The sequence below is a fragment of the Micromonospora sp. NPDC049240 genome (genome assembly GCF_040647835.1).
GTDB lineage: Bacteria > Actinomycetota > Actinomycetes > Mycobacteriales > Micromonosporaceae > Micromonospora.
Map to the genome: position 1 here is coordinate 244,095 of NZ_JBEZCX010000008.1, position 20,737 is coordinate 264,831.

At 73.1% G+C, this 20,737-nt stretch carries 18 protein-coding genes; 9 read left to right on the forward strand and 9 right to left on the reverse strand.

All coding sequences use genetic code 11. The features are described from left to right. Positions 1 to 123: 123 nt before the first annotated feature. Positions 124 to 681 carry a hypothetical protein gene (locus tag AB0B02_RS14745; RefSeq protein ID WP_281939442.1) on the reverse strand — a complete coding sequence of 186 codons (558 nt, stop codon included), beginning with the start codon at positions 679 to 681 and terminating at the stop codon, positions 124 to 126. A 151-nt stretch (positions 682 to 832) separates the two neighbouring features. On the opposite strand from AB0B02_RS14745, the gene trmB reads away from it, so the two are divergent. The 3 genes from trmB to AB0B02_RS14760 all read left to right on the forward strand — a co-directional run bounded on the left by trmB (position 833) and on the right by AB0B02_RS14760 (position 4,957). Beyond that, the gene (gene trmB / locus AB0B02_RS14750) at positions 833 to 1,459 is read left to right on the forward strand and encodes a tRNA (guanosine(46)-N7)-methyltransferase TrmB (protein ID WP_357300606.1); all 627 of its coding nucleotides are present in this window, start codon (positions 833 to 835) and stop codon (positions 1,457 to 1,459) included. A gap of 88 nt (positions 1,460 to 1,547) precedes the next feature. Beyond that, entirely contained in the window at positions 1,548 to 4,052 is a 2,505-nt protein-coding gene (locus AB0B02_RS14755; RefSeq protein WP_357300516.1) for a DUF3516 domain-containing protein, read from the forward strand. Positions 4,053 to 4,309: 257 nt separating this feature from the next. Continuing rightward, positions 4,310 to 4,957 (forward strand): hypothetical protein, encoded by a 648-nt coding sequence (locus AB0B02_RS14760; protein ID WP_107160752.1) that lies wholly within the window; start codon positions 4,310 to 4,312, stop codon positions 4,955 to 4,957. Between the two features lie 63 nt (positions 4,958 to 5,020). Here the strand turns inward: AB0B02_RS14760 and AB0B02_RS14765 are convergent, their stop codons facing one another. From AB0B02_RS14765 to AB0B02_RS14780, 4 genes are all read right to left on the reverse strand, one after another. After that, positions 5,021 to 5,965 (reverse strand): iron-siderophore ABC transporter substrate-binding protein, encoded by a 945-nt coding sequence (locus AB0B02_RS14765; protein ID WP_357300518.1) that lies wholly within the window; start codon positions 5,963 to 5,965, stop codon positions 5,021 to 5,023. 37 nt (positions 5,966 to 6,002) lie between these two features. Then, entirely contained in the window at positions 6,003 to 6,845 is an 843-nt protein-coding gene (locus tag AB0B02_RS14770; protein ID WP_357300520.1) for an ABC transporter ATP-binding protein, read from the reverse strand. Further along, positions 6,842 to 7,834, reverse strand: a complete 993-nt coding sequence (locus AB0B02_RS14775) for an iron ABC transporter permease (RefSeq protein WP_357300522.1) — start codon at positions 7,832 to 7,834, stop codon at positions 6,842 to 6,844. The genes AB0B02_RS14770 and AB0B02_RS14775 overlap by 4 nt, the downstream gene beginning before the upstream one ends. 137 nt (positions 7,835 to 7,971) lie before the next feature. Further along, the gene (locus AB0B02_RS14780; RefSeq protein ID WP_357300524.1) at positions 7,972 to 9,018 is read right to left on the reverse strand and encodes an iron ABC transporter permease; all 1,047 of its coding nucleotides are present in this window, start codon (positions 9,016 to 9,018) and stop codon (positions 7,972 to 7,974) included. A 119-nt stretch (positions 9,019 to 9,137) separates the two neighbouring features. Between AB0B02_RS14780 and AB0B02_RS14785 the strand changes: the two genes are divergently transcribed. Beyond that, positions 9,138 to 10,070: a MerR family transcriptional regulator gene (locus tag AB0B02_RS14785; RefSeq protein WP_357300526.1), complete on the forward strand. Its 933-nt coding sequence runs from the start codon at positions 9,138 to 9,140 to the stop codon at positions 10,068 to 10,070. 10 nt (positions 10,071 to 10,080) lie between these two features. Here AB0B02_RS14785 and AB0B02_RS14790 read toward each other — a convergent pair whose 3' ends face one another. Then, positions 10,081 to 10,272 carry a hypothetical protein gene (locus AB0B02_RS14790; RefSeq protein ID WP_357300528.1) on the reverse strand — a complete coding sequence of 64 codons (192 nt, stop codon included), beginning with the start codon at positions 10,270 to 10,272 and terminating at the stop codon, positions 10,081 to 10,083. After that, complete coding sequence (locus AB0B02_RS14795) at positions 10,224 to 10,697, reverse strand: cytidine deaminase (protein WP_281939425.1); 474 nt, start codon at positions 10,695 to 10,697, stop codon at positions 10,224 to 10,226. The genes AB0B02_RS14790 and AB0B02_RS14795 overlap by 49 nt, the downstream gene beginning before the upstream one ends. 127 nt (positions 10,698 to 10,824) lie before the next feature. On the opposite strand from AB0B02_RS14795, the gene hrpA reads away from it, so the two are divergent. After that, entirely contained in the window at positions 10,825 to 14,820 is a 3,996-nt protein-coding gene (hrpA, locus tag AB0B02_RS14800; protein WP_357300531.1) for an ATP-dependent RNA helicase HrpA, read from the forward strand. Between the two features lie 20 nt (positions 14,821 to 14,840). On the opposite strand, the gene AB0B02_RS14805 is transcribed toward hrpA, so the two are convergent. Next, positions 14,841 to 15,332, reverse strand: a complete 492-nt coding sequence (locus tag AB0B02_RS14805) for an FBP domain-containing protein (RefSeq protein ID WP_281939421.1) — start codon at positions 15,330 to 15,332, stop codon at positions 14,841 to 14,843. Between the two features lie 67 nt (positions 15,333 to 15,399). Between AB0B02_RS14805 and AB0B02_RS14810 the strand changes: the two genes are divergently transcribed. After that, positions 15,400 to 15,978 (forward strand): TetR/AcrR family transcriptional regulator, encoded by a 579-nt coding sequence (locus AB0B02_RS14810; protein ID WP_357300534.1) that lies wholly within the window; start codon positions 15,400 to 15,402, stop codon positions 15,976 to 15,978. On the opposite strand, the gene AB0B02_RS14815 is transcribed toward AB0B02_RS14810, so the two are convergent. Continuing rightward, positions 15,975 to 16,913 carry a LysR family transcriptional regulator gene (locus AB0B02_RS14815; protein WP_281942596.1) on the reverse strand — a complete coding sequence of 313 codons (939 nt, stop codon included), beginning with the start codon at positions 16,911 to 16,913 and terminating at the stop codon, positions 15,975 to 15,977. The genes AB0B02_RS14810 and AB0B02_RS14815 overlap by 4 nt on opposite strands. A 29-nt stretch (positions 16,914 to 16,942) precedes the next feature. Here AB0B02_RS14815 and AB0B02_RS14820 point away from each other — a divergent pair, with 29 nt between their 5' ends. Genes AB0B02_RS14820 through AB0B02_RS14830 form a run of 3 tightly spaced genes read left to right on the forward strand, consistent with a single transcriptional unit; the run spans position 16,943 to position 20,368 of the window. Next, positions 16,943 to 17,674 (forward strand): succinate dehydrogenase cytochrome b subunit, encoded by a 732-nt coding sequence (locus tag AB0B02_RS14820; protein WP_357300536.1) that lies wholly within the window; start codon positions 16,943 to 16,945, stop codon positions 17,672 to 17,674. A gap of 1 nt (position 17,675) precedes the next feature. Continuing rightward, positions 17,676 to 19,610 carry a fumarate reductase/succinate dehydrogenase flavoprotein subunit gene (locus tag AB0B02_RS14825; RefSeq protein WP_357300538.1) on the forward strand — a complete coding sequence of 645 codons (1,935 nt, stop codon included), beginning with the start codon at positions 17,676 to 17,678 and terminating at the stop codon, positions 19,608 to 19,610. Beyond that, positions 19,607 to 20,368, forward strand: coding sequence for a succinate dehydrogenase/fumarate reductase iron-sulfur subunit (locus tag AB0B02_RS14830; RefSeq protein ID WP_281939416.1), 762 nt, complete (start codon positions 19,607 to 19,609; stop codon positions 20,366 to 20,368). Before AB0B02_RS14825 ends, AB0B02_RS14830 begins: the two co-directional genes overlap by 4 nt. Positions 20,369 to 20,737 lie beyond the last annotated feature (369 nt).

Genomic DNA, 20,737 nt, shown 5'->3' on the forward strand with positions numbered 1-20,737 from the left:
GCGCGGCAGAACGGAAGCCGCCGGATCGCGGCGGGGCGGCGGGCGGGGGCAGGGCGAGGAACGGCCAGCCGGAGCGCCGGGAACCGGCGGGCGGCGGGGCGGCGTGGTCGGCCACGGCGGGCCTCAGCGCCCGGCGGCGTGCCGACGGGAGGCGGCCACGCCGAGACCGGCGCCGACCATGGTCAGCGCCAACCCGATCGGCACCAGCAGGCCGCCGAGGCCGGGGCCGGCGGTGCCGCCGAAGCCGGTCGCCGGGCCGCGGCTGGGGAAGTGGCTGGGCGGGTGACTCGGCGGCCGGGTGGGCTGGGCCCGCTTGACGACCTGGAGCATGGTGGACGCGGTCTCCCCGCTCGGGCACTCCAGTTTGACCCGGTAGTTGCCGGGTCGGGTGCGCTCGTTGACCATCGGCGAGGCGGTGAGCAGGCCGCGCTGCGGCTGCACCTGGATCTTGCCGAAGGCGTCGGAGGCCACGATCGCGGGCACCGAATTGTCCCGGCAACTGGCCCGGATGCCGACCAGGAAACCCGGCTCGACCGTGCCCGGGGTGACCTCCACGAAGATCACGTCACCGGCGGGCTGCTCGGGCACCGGTTCGGCCCGGGCGGGCACCGCGCCGAGCAGCGGGAAGGCGCACGCGCCGACCGCGACCAGCAGCGCCGCGCGTCCCCTGACTGACCCCATGACCCCTCCCGGCGTACGGGAATGAATCCTCTCACCCCCGGCCGCACCTCACATCCGAACGGCCGCGTCGGTCGCGTAGGCTCGGGTCGCTGTGACCACCACCGACGTCTCCACCGCCCGCATCCGCACCTTCCATCCGCGTCGCGGCCGGATGAGTGACCGGCAGCGCGACGCGCTGACCCGGCTCTGGCCCGCGTACGGCCTGGAGATCGCCGCCCTCGACGGGCCGTGCGATCCGGCGGCGCTGTTCGGACGGCGGGCGCCGCTGGTGCTGGAGATCGGCTCCGGCATGGGCGACGCCACCGCCGCGATGGCGGCGGCCGACCCGAGCCGACACTATCTGGCGGTCGAGGTGCACACGCCAGGAATCGCCAACCTGCTGGACCTGGTGGAACGGCACCGGCTGGAGAACGTGCGGGTCGCCGAGGGCGACGCGTTGGACCTGGTCCGGGCGATGCCCGAGGGGTGCCTGGACGCGGTGCACGTCTACTTCCCGGACCCGTGGCCGAAGACCCGGCACCACAAGCGCCGGATCATCGCGCCGGCGCACGTGGCGCTGCTGCGGTCCCGGCTGGCGCCCGGCGGCACGCTGCACTGCGCCACCGACTGGGCCGAGTACGCCGAGTCGATGCGGACGACGCTGACCGCCGATCCGGAGCTGGTCGACGTGCACGGTGGCTACGCTCCCCGCTCGGCGCACCGGCCGGTGACCAAGTTCGAGCGGCGCGCGCTGACCGCCGGCCGGGACGTCTTCGACCTGATCCACCGGCGGCGCTGAAGCCGGGGCGCTGAACCGGGGCGCTGACGCCGCAGCGCTGAACCCGGTTGGCGCGGCACGGCACCGCCCAGGCACGATGGGAGCCGCCATGACTCTCACCGCCGCGCTGCCGAAGACCGCCGACCCCGACACGCTCTACGACGCGTTCGCCTCCTGGGCGTCCGAGCGCGGTCTCGACCTCTACCCCCACCAGGAGGAGGCGGTCATCGAGATCGTCTCCGGCGCGAACCTGATCATGAATACGCCGACCGGCTCGGGCAAGAGCCTGGTGGCGATCGCGGCGCACTTCGCGGCCCTCGCCAGCGACCGGACGACGTTCTACACCGCGCCGATCAAGGCGTTGGTGTCGGAGAAGTTCTTCGCGCTCTGCGAGGTCTTCGGCGCGGAGAACGTCGGCATGCTCACCGGCGATGCCAGCGTCAACGCGGACGCGCCGATCATCTGCTGCACCGCGGAGATCCTGGCCAACCTGGCGCTGCGGGAGGGCCGCCGCGCCGACGTCGGCCAGGTGATCATGGACGAGTTCCACTTCTACGCCGAGCCCGACCGGGGCTGGGCCTGGCAGGTGCCGATCATCGAGCTGCCGCAGGCCCAGTTCGTGCTGATGTCGGCCACGCTCGGCGACACCACCCGCTTCGTCGACGACCTGACCCGGCGCACCGGCCGGCCGACCGCCGTCGTCCGCTCGGCCGAGCGACCGGTCCCGCTCCTCTTCTCGTACGCGACCACGCCGCTGCACGAGACGCTCGAAGAGCTGCTGGAGACCAAGCAGGCGCCGGTGTACGTGGTGCACTTCACCCAGGCCGCCGCGCTGGAACGCGCCCAGGCGCTGATGAGCGTGAACGTCTGCACCCGCGCCGAGAAGGACCTGATCGCCACCGCGATCGGCAACTTCCGGTTCACGTCCGGCTTCGGCAAGACGCTGTCCCGGCTGGTCCGGCACGGCATCGGCGTGCACCATGCCGGCATGCTCCCGAAGTACCGCCGCCTGGTGGAGACGCTCGCCCAGGCCGGCCTACTCAAGGTCATCTGCGGTACGGACACGCTCGGCGTCGGCATCAACGTGCCGATCCGCACCGTGCTCTTCACCGGCCTGAGCAAGTACGACGGCATCCGCACCCGGCTGCTCAAGGCGCGCGAGTTCCACCAGATCGCCGGCCGGGCCGGACGGGCCGGCTTCGACACCATCGGCCGCGTCGTGGTGCAGGCGCCCGAGCACGTGATCGAGAACGAGAAGGCGCTCGCCAAGGCCGGCGACGACCCGAAGAAGCGCCGCAAGGTGGTGAAGAAGAAGCCGCCGGAGGGCTCCATCGGCTGGGGCGAGCCGACGTTCCAGCGCCTGGTCGAGGCCGAGCCGGAGCCGCTCACCTCCAGCTTCCAGGTCAGCCACTCGATGCTGCTCAACGTGATCGGCCGCCCCGGGGAGGCGTTCGCCTCGATGCGGCACCTGCTCACCGACAACCACGAGGACCCGGCCGCCCAGCGGCGGCACATCCGCCGGGCCATCGCCATCTACCGGGCGCTGCGTGCCGGCGGCGTGGTCGAGGAGCTGCCCGAGCCGGACGAGCAGGGTCGCCGGGTACGCCTCACCGTCGACCTCCAGCTCGACTTCGCGCTCAACCAGCCGCTGTCGCCGCTCGCGCTGGCCACCATCGAGCTACTCGACCGGGAGTCCCCGGCGTACGCGCTGGACGTGCTCAGCGTGATCGAGGCGATCCTGGACGACCCGCGACAGATCCTCTCCGCGCAGCAGTTCAAGGCCCGCGGCGAAGCGGTCGCCGCGATGAAGGCCGACGGCATCGAGTACGAGGCCCGCCTGGAACTGCTCGACGAGGTGACCTGGCCCAAGCCGCTCGCCGAGCTGCTGGAGGGCGCGTACGAGATGTACCGCCAGGGCCACCCGTGGGTCGCCGACCACCAGCTCGCCCCGAAGTCCGTGGTCCGGGACATGTACGAGCGGGCCATGACGTTCCCGGAGTACGTCCAGTTCTACGGGCTGTCCCGCTCCGAGGGGCTGGTGCTGCGCTACCTCGCGGACGCGTACAAGACGCTGCGGCAGACCGTGCCGGAGGACGCCAAGACCGAGGAACTGGTCGACCTCATCGAGTGGCTGGGTGAGCTGGTCCGCCAGGTCGACTCCAGCCTGATCGACGAGTGGGAGCGGCTGCGCAACCCGTCCGACGTGGCCGAGGTGGCCGCCTCGCTGGACGACCGGCCGCCGGCGGTGACCCGTAACGCGCGGGCGTTCCGGGTGCTGGTGCGCAACGCGCTGTTCCGTCGCGTCGAGCTGGCTGCCCTGCGCCGCTGGGACCTGCTCGCCGAGCTGGACGCCGGGGACGGCTGGCACGCGGACGCGTGGGCGGACGCGCTGGAGCCGTACTTCGAGGCGTACGACTCGATCGGGGTGGGGCCGGACGCGCGCGGGCCGGCGCTGCTGATGATCGAGCAGGGCCGGGAGCGGTGGACCGTACGCCAGATCCTGGACGACCCCGACGGCGACCACGACTGGGGCATCAGCGCGGAGGTCGACCTGGCCGCCTCGGACGAGGTGGGCGCGGCGGTGGTCCGGGTCACCGACGTCGGCCAGCTCTGACCCGACTCGGCCGGCCCGGCCTTTCCGGGCCGAGCCGGCCGCTGCCCGGGCCGAGCCGGGCCACCTCGGCGCCGGTCCAGCGCCTTCTCCTGCGGCAGGTACCCGAGACGCCCCGGTGCTCCACCGACCGCGACGGGGCGTGCCGCCACCGCGGGCGTTCTGCGCCATCCGCGTACGCGCCGCCAAACCCTGGGCGATGTCACACCCGTCGATTAGAATGTATGTACTAAACGAGCTTTTGACCTGGGAGGATGCTCGTGACTGCGCCCACCTCAGCCGCCCCTCTCACCCCCTACGCCACCCTCCTCGGCTTCACCCGCTACGTCGACCGGACCGGCCCCACCAAGGCGACGTTCGTCGGCGGCCTGCGCCGGCAGCGGGCGAGCCGGCACGGTTTCAACCCGCACGGGCAGTTCGTCAAGGCGCTCAAGGCCGACGTCGCGTTCCACACCGGCGGCACCCACCTGGCCCAGGTCGCCGACGTGGTCAAGCCACGCTGGCGCCCGCTCTACGAGGCGCTCGTGCCGGGCGCGACGCGCTGGCTGCACTCGCTCGGCGAGCCGACCGGCGTCGACCTGGCCCAGACCCGGGATGCGCTGGCGATGCTGGGCGACCTGCCCGTGAAGATCAACCCGCAGTTCGGCGTGCGTTTCGCCGACGGCCGGGCCGAGGCGATCCGGCTGCACTTCGACGAGGCGCCGCCGAGCGAGGAGGCGACGCTTGCCACGCTGCACCTGATGGCCCGGCACATGGACGCGGTGCTGCCGCACGCCGAGCCGGTGCTGGTCGACGTGCGGCGAGGCGAGGCGCACCGCATGCCGGCCGACGCCAAGCCCGAGCGGATCGAGCAGTGGCTGGCCGGCGAGGCCGCCGCGTTCCGCGCCATCTGGTCCACCGCCGCCTAACCCTCCCCGCCCCCTCCCACTCCCCTCCCCGCCAGCGCCCTCGAAAGGGGTGGGGGGTGGGGGTCAGGCGGGAAGGTGCTTTTCGAGGTCGTCGAGGATCTTGTTGGCGGCGGTGACGCCGATGCCGGTCATCCACGTCTCGTCGGAGACCACGTGCGCCTTGCCCGCCTTGACCGCGGACAGGCCCTGCCAGAGGCTCCCGGCGGTGACCTTCGCCTGCTCGGCGGCGGCCTTCTCGCCGTACGCGGTCACGAACACCACGTCGCCGTCGACCTCGTTCACCCGCTCGGCGCTGACCAGGTCGAACCGCTTGTCCTCCTTGCCGTCCAGACGCTGCCGCTCGGGGCGGCCCAGGCCGGTGTCACCGACCACGATGCCGGAGAACGAGTCCGGCCCGTACACCCGGATGTTGCCCGGGATGAAGCGCACGATGGAGACCTTCCGCGCGCCGGGGTCGCCGAGCTTCGCGCCGACGTCCTTCGCCCGCTTCTCGTACGTGGCCAGCAGGTCCTTGGCCTCCTGCTCCTTGCCGAGCGCCCGGCCGTCGAGGAGGAAGTTCTCCTTCCAGGTCACGCCCACCTTCTCGGTGAACACGGTGGGCGCGATGGCGGACAGCTCGTCGTAGAACTTCTCCTGGCGGAACTTGCTGCCCAGGATCAGGTCCGGCTTGAGCGCGTTGATCGCCTCCAGGTCCGGCTCGGTGAGCACGCCGACCTCGGTGATGCCGGTGAGCTTCTCCGCGCCGAAGTAGGTGGGCCAGCTCTTCGCCTCGCCGGCGGTGGCCGCGCCGACCGGCGTGACGCCCAGCGACAGTGCGGTGTCGATCTTGTCGGTGTCGAGCACCACCACGCGCTTCGGCGCGGCCGGCGCCTTGGTGGCGCCCATCGCGTGGGTGATCTCCCGGGTCTCCCCGGTGCCGGCGTCGGCGACGGGGTCGCTCTCCCCGCAGGCGGTGAGGCCGACGCCGAGGGCGAGAGCGGTGGTGAGTACGGCGGCGAGGCGACGCATCAGGTTCCTTTCCGTGGTGCGGGTGCGGTCGGCACGCTCAGGCGTCGCCGACGGGGGCGCCGGCCGGGGCCGACGTGCCGGCCGGAGCGGCCGAGGTCTGGGTGCGGGCGGGCACCACCAGTGGGGCGCCGGTGACCGGGCAGGGCACGACCACGCAGTCGAGCCCGAACACGTCGCGGACGAGATCGGCGGTGAGGATCTCGCGCGGCGGGCCGACCGCGACCACCGCGCCGCCGCGCATGGCGACCAGGTGGTCGGCGTACCGGGCGGCCTGGTTGAGGTCGTGCAGCACGGCCACCACGGTCCGGCCCCGCTCGGCGCGCAGCCGGTGCAGCAGGTCCAGCACCTCCACCTGGTGGGCCAGGTCCAGGAATGTGGTGGGCTCGTCCAGCAGCAGCGCGTCGGTGTCCTGGGCGAGCGTCATGGCGATCCACACCCGTTGGCGCTGCCCGCCGGAGAGCGTGTCCACCGGGCGGTCGGCGAGCGCTGTCACGTCGGCCAGCCGCATCGCCTCGTCGACGGCCCGTCCGTCCTCGGTCGACCACTGCCGCCACCAGCGCTGGTAGGGCTGCCGGCCGCGCCCGACCAGGTCGGCTACGGTGATCCCCTCGGGCACCAGCGGGCTCTGCGGCAGCACGCCGAGCCGCCGCGCCACGTCCCGGGTGGGCAGGGCGCGGATCTGCGTACCGTCGAGCAGCACCGCGCCGCGGCGCGGGGTGAGCAGCCGGGCCATGGTGCGCAGCAGCGTCGACTTGCCGCAGGCGTTCGGACCGACGATCACGGTGAACGCGTCGGCCGGCAGGTCGAGTTCCAGCCCGTCCAGCACGGTCCGGCCCTCGTAGCCGACGACCAGGTCGCGGGTGGACAGCAGCGCGGTCACGACCGCCTCCCTCGGGTGCGCAGCAGCACGAAGATGAGGTACGGGCCGCCGATGGCCGCGGTCAGCACACCGGCCGGCAACTGGGTGGGCGCGAACAGGCGACGGCCGGCCAGGTCGGCGAGCACCAGCAACAGCGCGCCCAGCAGCGCGGCGCAGAGCATCGGCGGGCGTTCCGCGCGGACCAGCCGGCGGGCCACCTGCGGGGCGACGAGCGCCACGAAGTCCACGGCGCCGACCTGGGCGGTGACCGCGGCGGCGGCCAGCACGCCGGTGCCGGCCAGGCCGATCCGCCGGGCCACCGGGCGCAGCCCGATCCCCCGGGCGGTGTCGTCGTCCAGGGCGGAGCCGCGCAGCGCCCAGCCGGCCCAGAGCAGCACCGGCAGCAGCACGGCGAGCGTGCCGGCGATCCAGGCCGCCTCGGTCCATCCCTTGCCGGCCAGCGTGCCGATCAGCCAGAGCTGGGCGCGCAGGCCGTCGATCGGGTCGGCGGTGAGCATCACCACCTCGATGAGCGCCCGGAACGCGAACGCCACCGCCACGCCGGCCAGCACGAACCGCTGGGCGGCCAGGCCGTGCCGCGCGCCGAGCGCGAACACCAGCACCGCCGCGGCCAGGCCCCCGAGCAGCGCCGCCGGGGCCACCAGGACCGCCGCCGCCCCACTGGTCAGCGCCACCGTGGCGGCCAGCCCGGCGCCCTGCGTGACGCCGATGACGTCGGGGCTGGCCAGCGGGTTGCGGGCGACGCTCTGGATCAGCGTGCCGGCCACCCCGAAGGCCGCCCCGGCCAGCGCCGCGAGCACCGCGCGGGGCAGTCGCAGGTCACGCACCACGAGGTCGTACGGCGTGCCGGCCCCGGACAACGACCGCAGCACGTCACCCGGTGCCACGTACGGCGTCCCGAGCGAGAGGCTGACCACCACCGCCCCCAGCAGCAGCCCCAGAAGCACCCCCGCCACAACCACCGCCCGCCACCGGAACGGCACCGCCACCGCCCCCACGCGCAGCAGCGCCTTCCCCGCCAGCGCCCCACTCCGCCCTCGGCGATCTTGCGGTTGCGGCCCACTCGATGAGGGCTTTGTCTGCTTTGCCGGGGCAGAAAGCGCAAGATCGCGGGGGGCGGGGGTGGTCATGAGGTGACGACCTTGGCGCGGCGGACCAGGATGGCGAGCAGGGGGGCGCCGAGGAGGGCGGTGACGATGCCGGCGGGGATCTCGCCGGGTGGGGCGACCAGTCGGCCGGTCACGTCGGCGGCCAGCACCAGCGCGGGGCCGAGCAGCGCGGCGACCAGCAGCGTCCAGCGGTGGTCGGCGCCGACCAGGGCCCGGGCCAGGTGCGGCACGGCCAGCCCGACGAACGCGATCGGGCCGGCGGCGGCCACCGCGGCGCCGGTGAGCAGCACCCCGCCGCCGCCGGCGGCCAGCCGGACCAGGGCCACCCGGTGCCCCAGCCCGCGGGCGACGTCGTCGCCGAGGGCGAGCGCGTCCAGGCCCCGGGCGGCCAGCGCGGCCAGCAGCACGCCGGCCAGCACGAACGGGAGCACCTGCCCGGCGACACCCACGTCCCGGCCGGTGAGCCCGCCGACCACCCAGAAGCGGTACTCCTCGAACGTGCGGGCGTCGATGCTGAGCAGCGCGTACACGATGGCGCCGAGACCGGCGTCGAGCGCGGCGCCGACCAGCGCGAGCGTGACCGGGCTGGCGCCGTCGCGGGTGCGGTTGGCAATGGCGAACACCAGCAGCCCGGCGAGCAGCGCGCCGGCGATGCCGAACCAGACGTAGCCGGCCAGCGTGCCGACCCCGAACACGGCGATGGCCAGCACCACGCCGAAGGACGCGCCGGCGCTGACGCCGAGGATGCGCGGCTCGGCGAGCGGGTTGCGGGTGACGGCCTGGAACAGCACCCCGGCCAGCGCGAGCGCGAGCCCGACGACCAACCCGAGGGCGGTACGCGGCACCCGCAGCTCGCGGACCACGGTGGTGGCGTCGCCGTCGTCCGGCGCCACCAGCGCGTGCCACACCTGGTCGACCGGCAGGTGGCGGCTGCCGAGCGCCAGGCTGGCCAGCAGCGCGGCGACGAGCAGGAGCACCGCCGCGAACGTGACCGCGACGCGGCGGGACGCGCCGGGGCGGGCGGGGGCGTCGGCCCGGGCGGGCCGGACGGCGACGGTGGTCACGGGGGTGTTCGCCTTCCGATTAGGTACGCCTTACCTTAACTGACCAGGTAAGGCACGCCTAACTCGGCGTTGTCGATGGGCTTGCGCCTCCACCGGGGGGAGGCGGCAGGGTGGGCGACATGGACGGTGGAGAGCGCTACTCGATCGGCGACCTGGCCCGGCGGACAGGCGTGCCGGTGAAGACCATCCGGTTCTGGTCCGACCGGGGGATCGTGCCGGCGACCGACCGGGGCCCGACCGGTCACCGCCGCTACGGTCCCGAGGCGGCGGCCCGGATCGACCTGGTGCGGACGCTGCGCGAGCTAGGCGTCGACCTGGCCACGGTGCGCCGGGTGGTGGCCCTGGAGGTCACCCTGCCCGAGGCCGCCGCGACGCACGCGGACGCCCTGGCCGCGCAGATCCGCGTGCTGCGGTCGCGTCGCGCGGCGCTGACCATGATCGCCCGACGGGGGTCCACCCCGGCCCAGGCCGACCTGATGCGTCGACTGGCCGGGCTGGCCGAGCGGGAGCGCCGCCGGCTCGTCGACGAGTTCCTCGACGCCACCTTCACCGGCCTGACCGATCCCGGTTTCGCGGGTGTCCGCCGCTCGCTCACCCCGGAACTGCCCGCCGACGCGGACGACGCCCGGTGGGAAGCCTGGGTGGAGCTGGCCGAGCTGGCACTGGACCCGGGCTTCCGGGCCGCCCTGCGGCGGCTGGCCGAGTCGCACGCGGCCGACCGCGGGGGCGTCGAGGGCGTACGCCGGGACGCGGTCGCCCTGGTCCGGGAGGAGGCGGCCCCGGCGCTGGCCGCGGGCGTGGACCCGGCCTCGCCCCGCGCCGACGCGACCCTGGACCGGGCGACGGCCCGCTACGCCCAGCTCTGCGGCCGGCCGGACGACGCGGACCTGCGGCAGCGGCTGCTGGACCGGCTGGAGGCTGCCCACGACCCTCGACGGGAGCGTTACGAGCACCTGCTCTCGGTGGTGAACGGGTGGCCCCCGGCCGAGAGCCTGGCGCCGGTGCTGGACTGGACCATCCGGGCACTGCGCGCCCGAGCGGGCGGCGGCTGACGCGGCGGGCCTACTCCGCGCCCATCACCGGGCCGTCGATGGTGTGCTTCCGGCGGATCGGGACGAGCGTGTCCACCACCGGGCAGCGCAGGTGGTCGCGGACCAGGCCGGGCAGCGCGTCCCAGTAGGGGCGGGTGACGGCCAGCGCGGAACTCAGTCCTCCGCGGACTGGCGACTCACCGGCACCACCGGCTGCGGCCACACCCCGGTACGCGGAGCGGCCGGCACCTCGACCTGGTGGTCCGACCAGACGTACGTCTCGGGCAGCAGTTCGGCCACCGGCACGGCGCGCAGCCCGTCCGGCGGCCCGACGATCACCCGGATCGACGGGAAGTAGTCGAGCAGCACCTGCCGGCAGCGCCCGCACGGCGGAATGACGCCCCGCCCCCGGTCCCCCACCGCGACGATCGTCTCCAGCTCGCCGGCCCCCTGGGTGGCCGCCGCGCCGAGCGCCACCACCTCGGCGCACGGGCCGCCGGTGAAGTGGTAGACGTTCACGCCGCTGAACACCCGCCCGTCGGCGCTGCGCACGGCCGCCGCGACGGTGTGGTTCTCGCTGCGGCAGCGGAGCTTCGCGACGGCGGTGGCGGCCTGCACGAGCGCCCGGTCGGTGTCCCGCATGATCATCCCCGCCCCTCGTCGACCTCGTCGGCGGCAACCCTATCCGGGCCGGGGCGTCGCGCCCGGACGGCACGCCCACGCGCGGGTAACCCGGGAGCGGTCCGCCGCGCGGCTGCCTATCCTTGGCGACGACATGCAGAATCCAGCCGTACCCGCCGCTCCCGAGACCACCCGCGACCTGCACCGCCGCCTCGGCCCCCTGATGTTCCGCGACCAGCGCCGGCTCCAGCGGCGGCTCGACGGCGCGCGGAAGCTGCGGGACCCGCAGCGGCGGGAGGCGGCGCTGGCCGAGATCGGGGCCGAGGTGGCCCGCGCCGAGGCGCGCCTGGCGGCCCGGCGGGCCGCGGTGCCGACCGTCACCTACCCGGCACAGCTTCCGGTCAGCGAGCGCAAGGACGACATCGCCGCCGCCATCCGGGACCACCAGGTGGTGATCGTGGCCGGCGAGACCGGGTCCGGCAAGACCACCCAGCTCCCGAAGATCTGTCTGGAACTGGGGCGCGGTGTCACCGGCCTGATCGGGCACACCCAGCCGCGGCGGCTGGCCGCCCGGACGGTCGCCGACCGGATCGCCGAGGAACTCGGCACCGAGCTGGGCGGCGTGGTCGGCTACAAGGTCCGCTTCTCCGACCAGGTGGGCGAGAACAGCCTGGTCAAGCTCATGACCGACGGCATCCTGCTGGCCGAGTTGCAGACCGACCGGATGCTCCGGCAGTACGACACGTTGATCATCGACGAGGCGCACGAACGCAGCCTGAACATCGACTTCATCCTCGGCTACCTGCGCCAGCTCCTCCCCCGCCGGCCCGACCTCAAGGTGGTCATCACCTCGGCGACCATCGAGACCGACCGGTTCGCCAGGCACTTCGCCGACGCCGACGGCAACCCGGCGCCGGTGGTGGAGGTCTCCGGTCGCACCTACCCGGTGGAGGTGCGGTACCGGCCGCTGGTCGAGGTCACCGAGGCCGACGGGGAGGACGAGGCCGACGAGGAGAACGTCCGGGACCAGATCCAGGCCATCGGCGACGCGGTCGAGGAACTGGCCGCCGAGGGGCCGGGCGACATCCTGGTCTTCCTCAGCGGCGAGCGGGAGATCCGGGACACCGCCGACGCGCTCGGCAAACTGGTGCAGTCCAGACGCTCGTTGCTCGGCACCGAGATCCTGCCGCTCTACGCCCGGCTCTCCACCGCCGAGCAGCACCGGGTCTTCGCCCCGCACGCCGGCCGCCGGGTGGTGCTGGCCACCAACGTCGCGGAGACCTCGCTGACCGTCCCCGGCATCAAGTACGTGGTGGACCCGGGCACCGCCCGGATCTCCCGCTACTCCAGCCGGCTCAAGGTGCAGCGGCTGCCGATCGAGCCGGTCTCGCAGGCCAGCGCCAACCAGCGCAAGGGGCGCTGCGGGCGCACCTCCGACGGCATCTGCGTCCGCCTCTACGACGAGTCGGACTTCGACTCCCGCCCGGAGTTCACCGACCCGGAGATCCTGCGTACCAACCTCGCCTCGGTCATCCTCCAGATGACCGCGATCGGGCTCGGCGACGTCGCCGCCTTCCCGTTCATCGACCCGCCGGACCGGCGCAACGTGACCGACGGCGTCAACCTGCTGCACGAGCTGGGCGCGCTCGACCCGACCGAGGCCGACCCGGCGAAGCGGCTGACCGCGCTGGGCCGGCGGCTGGCCCAGCTCCCGGTCGACCCGCGGCTGGCCCGGATGGTGATCGAGGGCGAGCGCAACGGCTGCGCCACCGAGGTGGTGGTGATCGCCGCCGCGCTCTCCATCCAGGACCCGCGCGAACGGCCCGCCGACCGGCAGGCCCAGGCCGACCAGGCGCACGCCCGGTTCGCCGACAAGGAGTCGGACTTCGTCGCGTACCTCAACCTGTGGCGGCACCTGCGGGAGAAGCAGCGGGAGCTGTCCTCCAGCGCGTTCCGCCGGATGTGCAAGGCGGAATACCTCAACTACCTGCGGGTGCGCGAGTGGCAGGACATCGTCAGCCAGGTGCGCCAGGTGCTGCGTACCTCGGAGAAGGGTGAGGGCCGGCGCGGCGCCGGCGCGGACCTGCCGGAGGAGATCGACACCCCGAAGGTGCACCAGTCGCTGCTGCCCGGCCTGCTGTCCCACCTCGGGCTCAAGGACGCGCAGAAGCACGAGTACCTCGGCGCGCGCGGCGCGAAGTTCGTGATCTTCCCCGGCTCGGCGCTGTTCCGGAAGCCGCCGCGTTGGGTGATGGCCGCCGAGCTGGTCGAGACGTCCCGGCTCTTCGGCCGGGTGGCCGGGCGGGTCGAGCCGGAGTGGGTCGAACCGCTGGCCCAGCACCTGGTCAAGCGCAGCTACAGCGAGCCGCACTGGGAGAAGAAGCAGGCCGCGGTGATGGCCTACGAGAAGGTCACGCTCTACGGCATCCCGCTGGTCACCTCCCGCAAGGTGAACTTCGGTCGGATCGACCCGGCGCTGAGCCGGGAGCTGTTCATCCGGCACGCGCTGGTGGAGGGCGACTGGCAGACCCACCACCAGTTCTGGCGGGACAACCAGAAGCTGCTGACCGAGGTCGAGGAGCTGGAGAACCGGGCCCGGCGGCGCGACATCCTGGTCGACGACGAGACCATCTTCGCCTTCTACGACCAGCGGATCCCCGCCGACGTCGTCTCCGGCCGGCACTTCGACACCTGGTGGAAGAAGACCCGCCGGGAGCGGCCGGACCTGCTCACGTTCACCCGCGAGCTGCTGGTCAACGCCGGTCGCGGCGGCGTGGACGAGGAGGACTACCCGGACGAGTGGCGGGCCGACGGCGTCACGCTGCCGCTGACGTACACGTTCGACCCGACCGCGCCCACCGACGGCGTCACCGTGGACATCCCGCTGCCGCTGCTCAACCAGGTGCCGGCGGAGAGCTTCGACTGGCAGGTGCCGGGGCTGCGCGAGGAACTGGTCATCGCGTTGATCCGCTCGCTGCCCAAGCCGGTCCGGCGCAACTTCGTGCCGGTGCCCGACTACGCGCGGGCGGCGCTGGCCGCCATCACGCCCGGCGAGGAGCCGCTGCTGGCCGCGCTGACCCGGCAACTGCGCCGGATGACCGGGGTGACCGTGCCGCCGGACGCGTGGGACGTGGGCAAGCTGCCGTCGCACCTGCGGGTCACGTTCCGGGTGCTCGGCGACGACGACAAACCGGTCGCCGAGGGCAAGGACCTGCCGGCGCTGCAACGCCGGCTCCGCCAGGAGGTACGCCAGGTCGTCGCCGCCGCCGCGCCGGACGTGGCCCGCAGCGGGCTCACCGAGTGGTCGATCGGCAGCCTGTCCCGCACCATCGAGCAGGTGCGCGCCGGTTTCGCGGTGACCGCGTACCCGGCGCTGGTGGACGAGGGCGCGACCGTCGGGGTGAAGGTGTTCGACTCCGCCGGCGAGCAGGAGGCCGCGCACTGGGCCGGCACCCGTCGACTGCTGCGGCTGACCATGCCGTCGCCGGCGCGGTTCCTTCAGGGGCGGCTGAGCAACGAGGCGAAGCTGGCGCTGTCCCGCAACCCGCACGGCGGGGTGCCGGCGCTGATCGAGGACGCCACCGGCGCCGCCATCGACAAACTGATGGCGGACGCGGGCGGCCCGGCCTGGGACGCCGACGGTTTCGCCGCACTGCGTGAGCGAGTCCGCGCCGACCTGGTCGACACCGTGGTCGAGGTGATGGCCCGGGCCCGGCAGGTGCTGGCCGCCTCGTACGCGGTGGAGCAGCGGCTCGGCGCCACCCGCAACCTGGCCGTGGTGGCCGCGCTCGCCGACATCCGCGCCCAGCTCACCGGCCTGGTGCACGCCGGCTTCCTTACCGAGGCCGGCTACGCCCGCCTGCCCGACCTGCTGCGCTACCTGACCGCGATCGAGCGCCGGCTGGACCGGTTGCCCGGCAACCCGCAGCGCGACAAGCAGCAGCAGGACCGCATCGCCGTGGTGCAGAAGGAGTACCAGGACATGCTGGCCGCGTTGCCGCCGGCCCGGCGCGGCTCGACGGCGGCCCGCCAGATCCGCTGGATGATCCAGGAGCTGCGGGTGAACGTGTTCGCCCAGGCGCTCGGCACCCCGTACCCGGTCTCCGAGCAGCGCATCTACCGCGCCATGGACGACGCCGAAGCCCGCTGACCCCCGCTCGCGGCGTGCGGTCAGGTGGTGACGCGGGTGATGAAGGCGGTGAGGTGCGACACGGTGCGGTCGATCTTCTCCGCCAGGGTCAGTGACTCGGGCAGGCGGCCGCCGGGGCCGGCGTCCTTGCGACCGCGCAGGTACAGGGAGCAGGCGAGGTCGTCGCAGAGGTAGATGCCCACCGAGTTGCCCTGCTGCCCGGCCTTGCCCGCCTTGCGCGCGACCATCAGGCTGACGCCGCCGGCCGGGTTGGTCAGGCACACCGAGCACATGTTGCGGCGCTGCTGCCGAGGGCCGGGGCTGGGGCGGCGCAGCGCGAGGCCGGTCGGTCGGCCGTCCACGGTGGCGACCAGGTAGGCCCGGTCGGACGCCTGGGGATCGCGCCAGCCGAGGTAGTCGAGGTCGGCCCAGGGGCGGGCGTCGAGGTCGCGGGGCACATGCATGCGCTTCGCCTCACCTCTGGTGCAGTTCACGAACGCGGCCCGGATCTCGGGTTCGGTAAGCGGGGTCATACACCCGAGGGTAATTTTCCTAAAGGTATTAGGCAAAGGCATAATGAGCTTTGGTGAGGGGAGGCACATGGGGCGCGTGGGACTCAGTCAGGAGCGTCTGATCCGGGCCGGGGCGGAGCTGGCCGACGAGGTGGGCTTCGACCAGGTGACCGTGTCGGCGCTGGCCAGACGGTTCGGCGTCACGGTAGCCAGCCTCTACTCGCACGTCCGCAACTCCCAGGACCTGCGGACCGGGATCGCGCTGCTCGCGCTGGGCGAACTCGCCGACCGGGCCGCCGACGCGCTCGCCGGGCGGGCCGGCAAGGAGGCGCTGACCGCCTTCGCGAACGCCTACCGCGACTACGCCCACGAGCACCCGGGCCGCTGGGCGGCGGCCCAGTTGCGGCTCGATCCACCGACCGCCGCCGGCAGCGCCGGCGTCCGGCACGCCCAGATGATGCGGGCGATCCTGCGCGGCTACCACCTGCCCGAGCCGGACCAGACGCACGCCGTCCGCCTGCTCGGCAGCGTCTTCCAGGGCTTCGTCGGGCTGGAGATGGGGGGCGGCTTCGACCACAGCCCGCCGGCTCCGCCGGAGAGCTGGGCGCGGGTCCTGGACGCCGTCGACGCCCTGCTGCGCACCTGGCCCACGGCCGCCGCCAGCTAGGCCAGCGGCTCCACCCCGGCCGGGAGCCGGTCGGTGGCGGTGGCGTCGTGCACGTACTCCAGGAGGATCCGGCGCAGCTCGCGGCCGGCGTGGGTGGGCACCACGTCCCGGCGGCGGGCCACCGCGATGGTACGGCGCACGCCGGGCGGCGCGAGCCGGGTGACCCGGATGCCGGGCCGGCGGGCCACCACGATGCCGGGCACCAGCGCGACGCCGAGCCCGGCCTCGACGAAGCTGAGCACGGCGTCCATCTCCCCGCCGTCCACCGACAGGGCCGGCTCGAAGCCGGCCGCCCGGCACGCCTGGAGCGTGGCGTCGCGCAGGTCGTAGCCCTCGCGGAACATGACGAGCGGCTGGTCGCGCAGGTCGGTGATGCGCAGCTCGCCGCCGGTCGAGACGCCCGGCAGCGGGTCGACCGAGGCGACCACCAGGCTCTCCCGCAGGATCGGGTCGACGCGCAGCCCCGGGTCGGCGCCGCCGGACGGCATGATGATCAGCGCGAGGTCGAGGTCGCCGCGGAGCATGTCGCGGACGAGATCCTGCGAGCCGCCCTCCTCGACGCGCAGGTCGACGGTGGGGTGGGCGTCGCGGAACCGGCGCAGCACCGGGGGCGCCAGCGAGGTGGCCAGGCTGGGCGTGGCCCCGAGTCGGACCCGCCCCCGGCGCAGCCCGACCAGCTCCTGCACCTCGCGGGTCGCGGTGTCCACGTCGGCGAGGATCCGCTTGGCCAGCGGCAGCAGCACCTCACCGGCCGTGGTGAGCGTGATGTTGCCCCTTACCCGCTCGAAGAGCGGCGCCCCGAGGTCGGCCTCCAGGGCGTGAATTTGCTTACTCAACGAGGGCTGCGTTATGCCGACGACATCGGCCGCCTGGGTGAAATGTCGTACTTCTGCGACCGCAACGAAGTACCGGAGCTGATGGAGCTGCATCTCTATAGCTTACGGCTATCAAGACTGTGATTTCGATGCATTGGACGCCTGATCGAAGTGCTCCTAGCGTCGGTCGTGTGGTAATCACGAAAACTCGGTCGCCCATCCGCTCGAACGTCGGCCTCAAGGCCGTCATGGCGGTGACGGGCATCCTCCTGGTGCTGTTCCTGATCGTGCACATGCTCGGGAACCTGAAGATCTTCACGGGCGAGACGTCGTTCGACCACTACGCGCACTGGCTCCGGGACCTCGGCACGCCGCTGCTGCCCACCACCTGGTACCTGTGGATCCAGCGCGCCGTCCTCACCGTGGCGGTGCTCGCCCACATCGGCGCGGCCGTCGTCCTCGCCATGCGCGCCCGGGCCGCCCGCCCGGTGGCGTACGCGCACCGGCGGAAGATCCACGTGAACTACGCGGCCCGCACCATGCGCTGGGGTGGTGTGATCATCCTGCTCTTCGTGATCTACCACATCCTGGACCTGACCACCGGTCACCTGAACCCGCAGGGCGACCCGGCCAACCCGTACGGCAACGTGGTCGCCGACTTCGCCCCGGACCGCTGGTACGTCACCCTCTTCTACACGCTCGCCATCGTGACCCTCGGCTTCCACCTGCGGCACGGCGCGTTCAGCGCGTTCCGCAGCCTCGGCCAGCAGACGCCGCGGGTCGAGCGCCGGGCCCGCGCCGCCGCGCTCGTCTTCGCCGTCGTGCTCTGCGCCGGCTACCTGGTGGTCCCGTTCGCCGTACTCACCGGATTGGTGGCCTGACATGGATCTGTACACCGAGGGCGACCCGATCGCCGACACCCGGGCCCCGGACGGCCCGGTCGAGACCCGGTGGGACCGCCACCGCTTCGAGATGAAGCTGGTGAACCCGGCCAACCGCCGGAAGCTGACCGTGATCGTGGTCGGCACCGGCCTGGCCGGCGGCTCCGCCGCCGCGACGCTGGCCGAGCAGGGCTACCACGTGAAGTCCTACTGCTACCAGGACAGTCCGCGCCGGGCACACTCGATCGCCGCCCAGGGCGGCATCAACGCCGCCAAGAACTACCGCAACGACGGCGACTCGGTGCACCGCCTCTTCTACGACACGGTCAAGGGCGGCGACTTCCGCTCCCGGGAGTCGAACGTGCACCGGCTGGCCGAGGTCTCGGTCAACATCATCGACCAGTGCGTCGCCCAGGGCGTCCCGTTCGCCCGCGAGTACGGCGGCCTGCTCGACACCCGCTCGTTCGGCGGCGCCCAGGTGCAGCGCACCTTCTACGCCCGGGGCCAGACCGGCCAGCAGCTCCTGCTCGGCGCGTACCAGGCCCTGGAGCGGCAGATCGGCCTGGGCAACGTGGAGATGAACGCCCGCCACGAGATGCTCGAACTGGTGGTCGTCGACGGCCGGGCGCGCGGCATCGTGGTCCGCGACATGGTCACCGGCGAGATCAGCACCGAGATGGCCGACGCGGTGGTGCTCGCCTCCGGCGGCTACGGCAACGTCTTCTACCTCTCCACCAACGCCAAGGGCTGCAACGTCACCGCCTCCTGGCGGGCGCACCGCAAGGGCGCGTACTTCGCCAACCCCTGCTACACCCAGATCCACCCGACCTGCATCCCGGTCTCCGGCGACCACCAGTCGAAGCTGACGCTGATGAGCGAGTCGCTGCGCAACGACGGCCGGGTGTGGGTGCCGAAGGCCAAGGGCGACGACCGCGGCCCGCGGGACATCCCCGAGGCCGAGCGGGACTACTACCTGGAGCGGATCTACCCGTCCTTCGGCAACCTGGTCCCCCGCGACATCGCCTCCCGCGCCGCGAAGAACGTCTGCGACGAGGGACGCGGCGTCGGCCCCACCGGCCTCGGCGTCTACCTCGACTTCGCCGACGCCATCGACCGGCTCGGCCGCAAGGCCATCGAGGCCAAGTACGGCAACCTCTTCGAGATGTACGAGCGGATCACCGGCGAGGACCCGTACGAGGTGCCGATGCGGATCTACCCTGCCGTGCACTACACGATGGGCGGCCTCTGGGTCGACTACGACCTCCAGTCGACCATCCCCGGCCTGTTCGTGATCGGCGAGGCGAACTTCTCCGACCACGGCGCGAACCGGCTCGGCGCCTCGGCGCTGATGCAGGGCCTGGCCGACGGCTACTTCGTGCTGCCGAGCACCCTCGCGAACTACCTGGCCGCCAACCCGATGGAGAAGGTCGACGCCAGCCACCCGGAGGCGGTCGCGGCGCGTACCGACGTCGAGGACCGGATCGCGCGGCTGCTCGCGGTCGACGGCGACCGCACGGTGGACTCGTTCCACCGGGAGCTGGGCCAGATCATGTGGGAGCACTGCGGCATGGAGCGCTCGGACGCCGGGCTGCGCAAGGCCATCGCCGAGATCCGGGCGCTGCGCGAGCAGTTCTGGCAGCGGGTCCGCGTCCCGGGCGACGGTGAGGGGCTCAACCAGTCGCTGGAGAAGGCCGGCCGGGTGGCCGACTTCTTCGAGCTGGCCGAGCTGATGTGCATCGACGCCCTGCACCGCGAGGAGTCCTGCGGCGGCCACTTCCGGGCCGAGTACCAGACCCCGGACGGCGAGGCGCAGCGCGACGACGACCGGTTCGCGTACGTGGCCGCCTGGGAGTACACCGGCACCGGCGAGCCCGTGCTGCACAAGGAAGACCTGACCTTCGAATACGTCCACCCCTCGCAGCGGAGCTACAAGTGAACCTGACCCTGCGCATCTGGCGCCAGACCGGCCCCGAGGACAAGGGTCGGATGGTGACCTACCCGGTGCCGGACGTGTCCCCGGACATGTCCTTCCTGGAGATGCTCGACGTGCTCAACGAGCGGCTGATCCTCGACGGCGAGGAGCCGGTCGCGTTCGACCACGACTGCCGTGAGGGCATCTGCGGCATGTGCAGCCTCATGATCAACGGTGAGGCGCACGGCCCGCAGCGCGGCACCACCGCCTGCCAGCTGCACATGCGGCAGTTCTCCGACGGCGACACGATCGACATCGAGCCCTGGCGGGCCCGGGCCTTCCCGGTCATCAAGGACCTGGTGGTGGACCGGAACGCGTTCGACAAGATCATCGCCGCCGGTGGCTACGTCACCGCGCCGACCGGCAGCGCCCCCGAGGCGCACTCCACCCCGGTGGCGAAGGACAACGCCGACGCCGCGTTCTCCTCGGCCGCCTGCATCGGCTGCGGCGCCTGCGTCGCGGCCTGCCCGAACGGCTCCGGCATGCTGTTCACCGCCGCCAAGGTCACCCAGCTCTCGCTGCTGCCCCAGGGGCAGCCCGAGCGCTACACCCGGGTGATCGGCATGGTGGACGCGCACGACGAGGCCGGCTTCGGCGGCTGCACCAACATCGGCGAGTGCGCCTCGGCCTGCCCGAAGGGCATCCCGCTGAACACCATCGGCCGCCTCAACCGGGACTACCTCAAGGCGACCACGAAGCGGGCCGGCACCCCCGGCTCCTGACCCGCCCGGCCTCGAACCCACGCGCGACGCGAGCCGGTCCTGCGTGTTTCGAGCCGGCTCCGGCCGGGTCGAAAGGGCGGGCGCGGCCTGGCGGCCGGCGGCGCGGGCGCGGACGGCGCAGTACGTGGAGGGGCGCTCCTCGGTCGCTACAAACTTGATGGCACCGATGCATCGGGGGAGCAGCGGCCGAAGCCCCGGACGCGGTGGCGGGCCATCGGGAACAGCGCGTTCCCACGCCGACTCGCCGGCGTGATGGCCTTCGGCGCCTTGATCCACACCAGCTCGCCGAGGTGGCGGTATCGCACGGGCCGGGATACCGCCATTTCGGCGAGCTGGTGTCGATCATCGTCAGTCCGTCCGGCGGGCGCG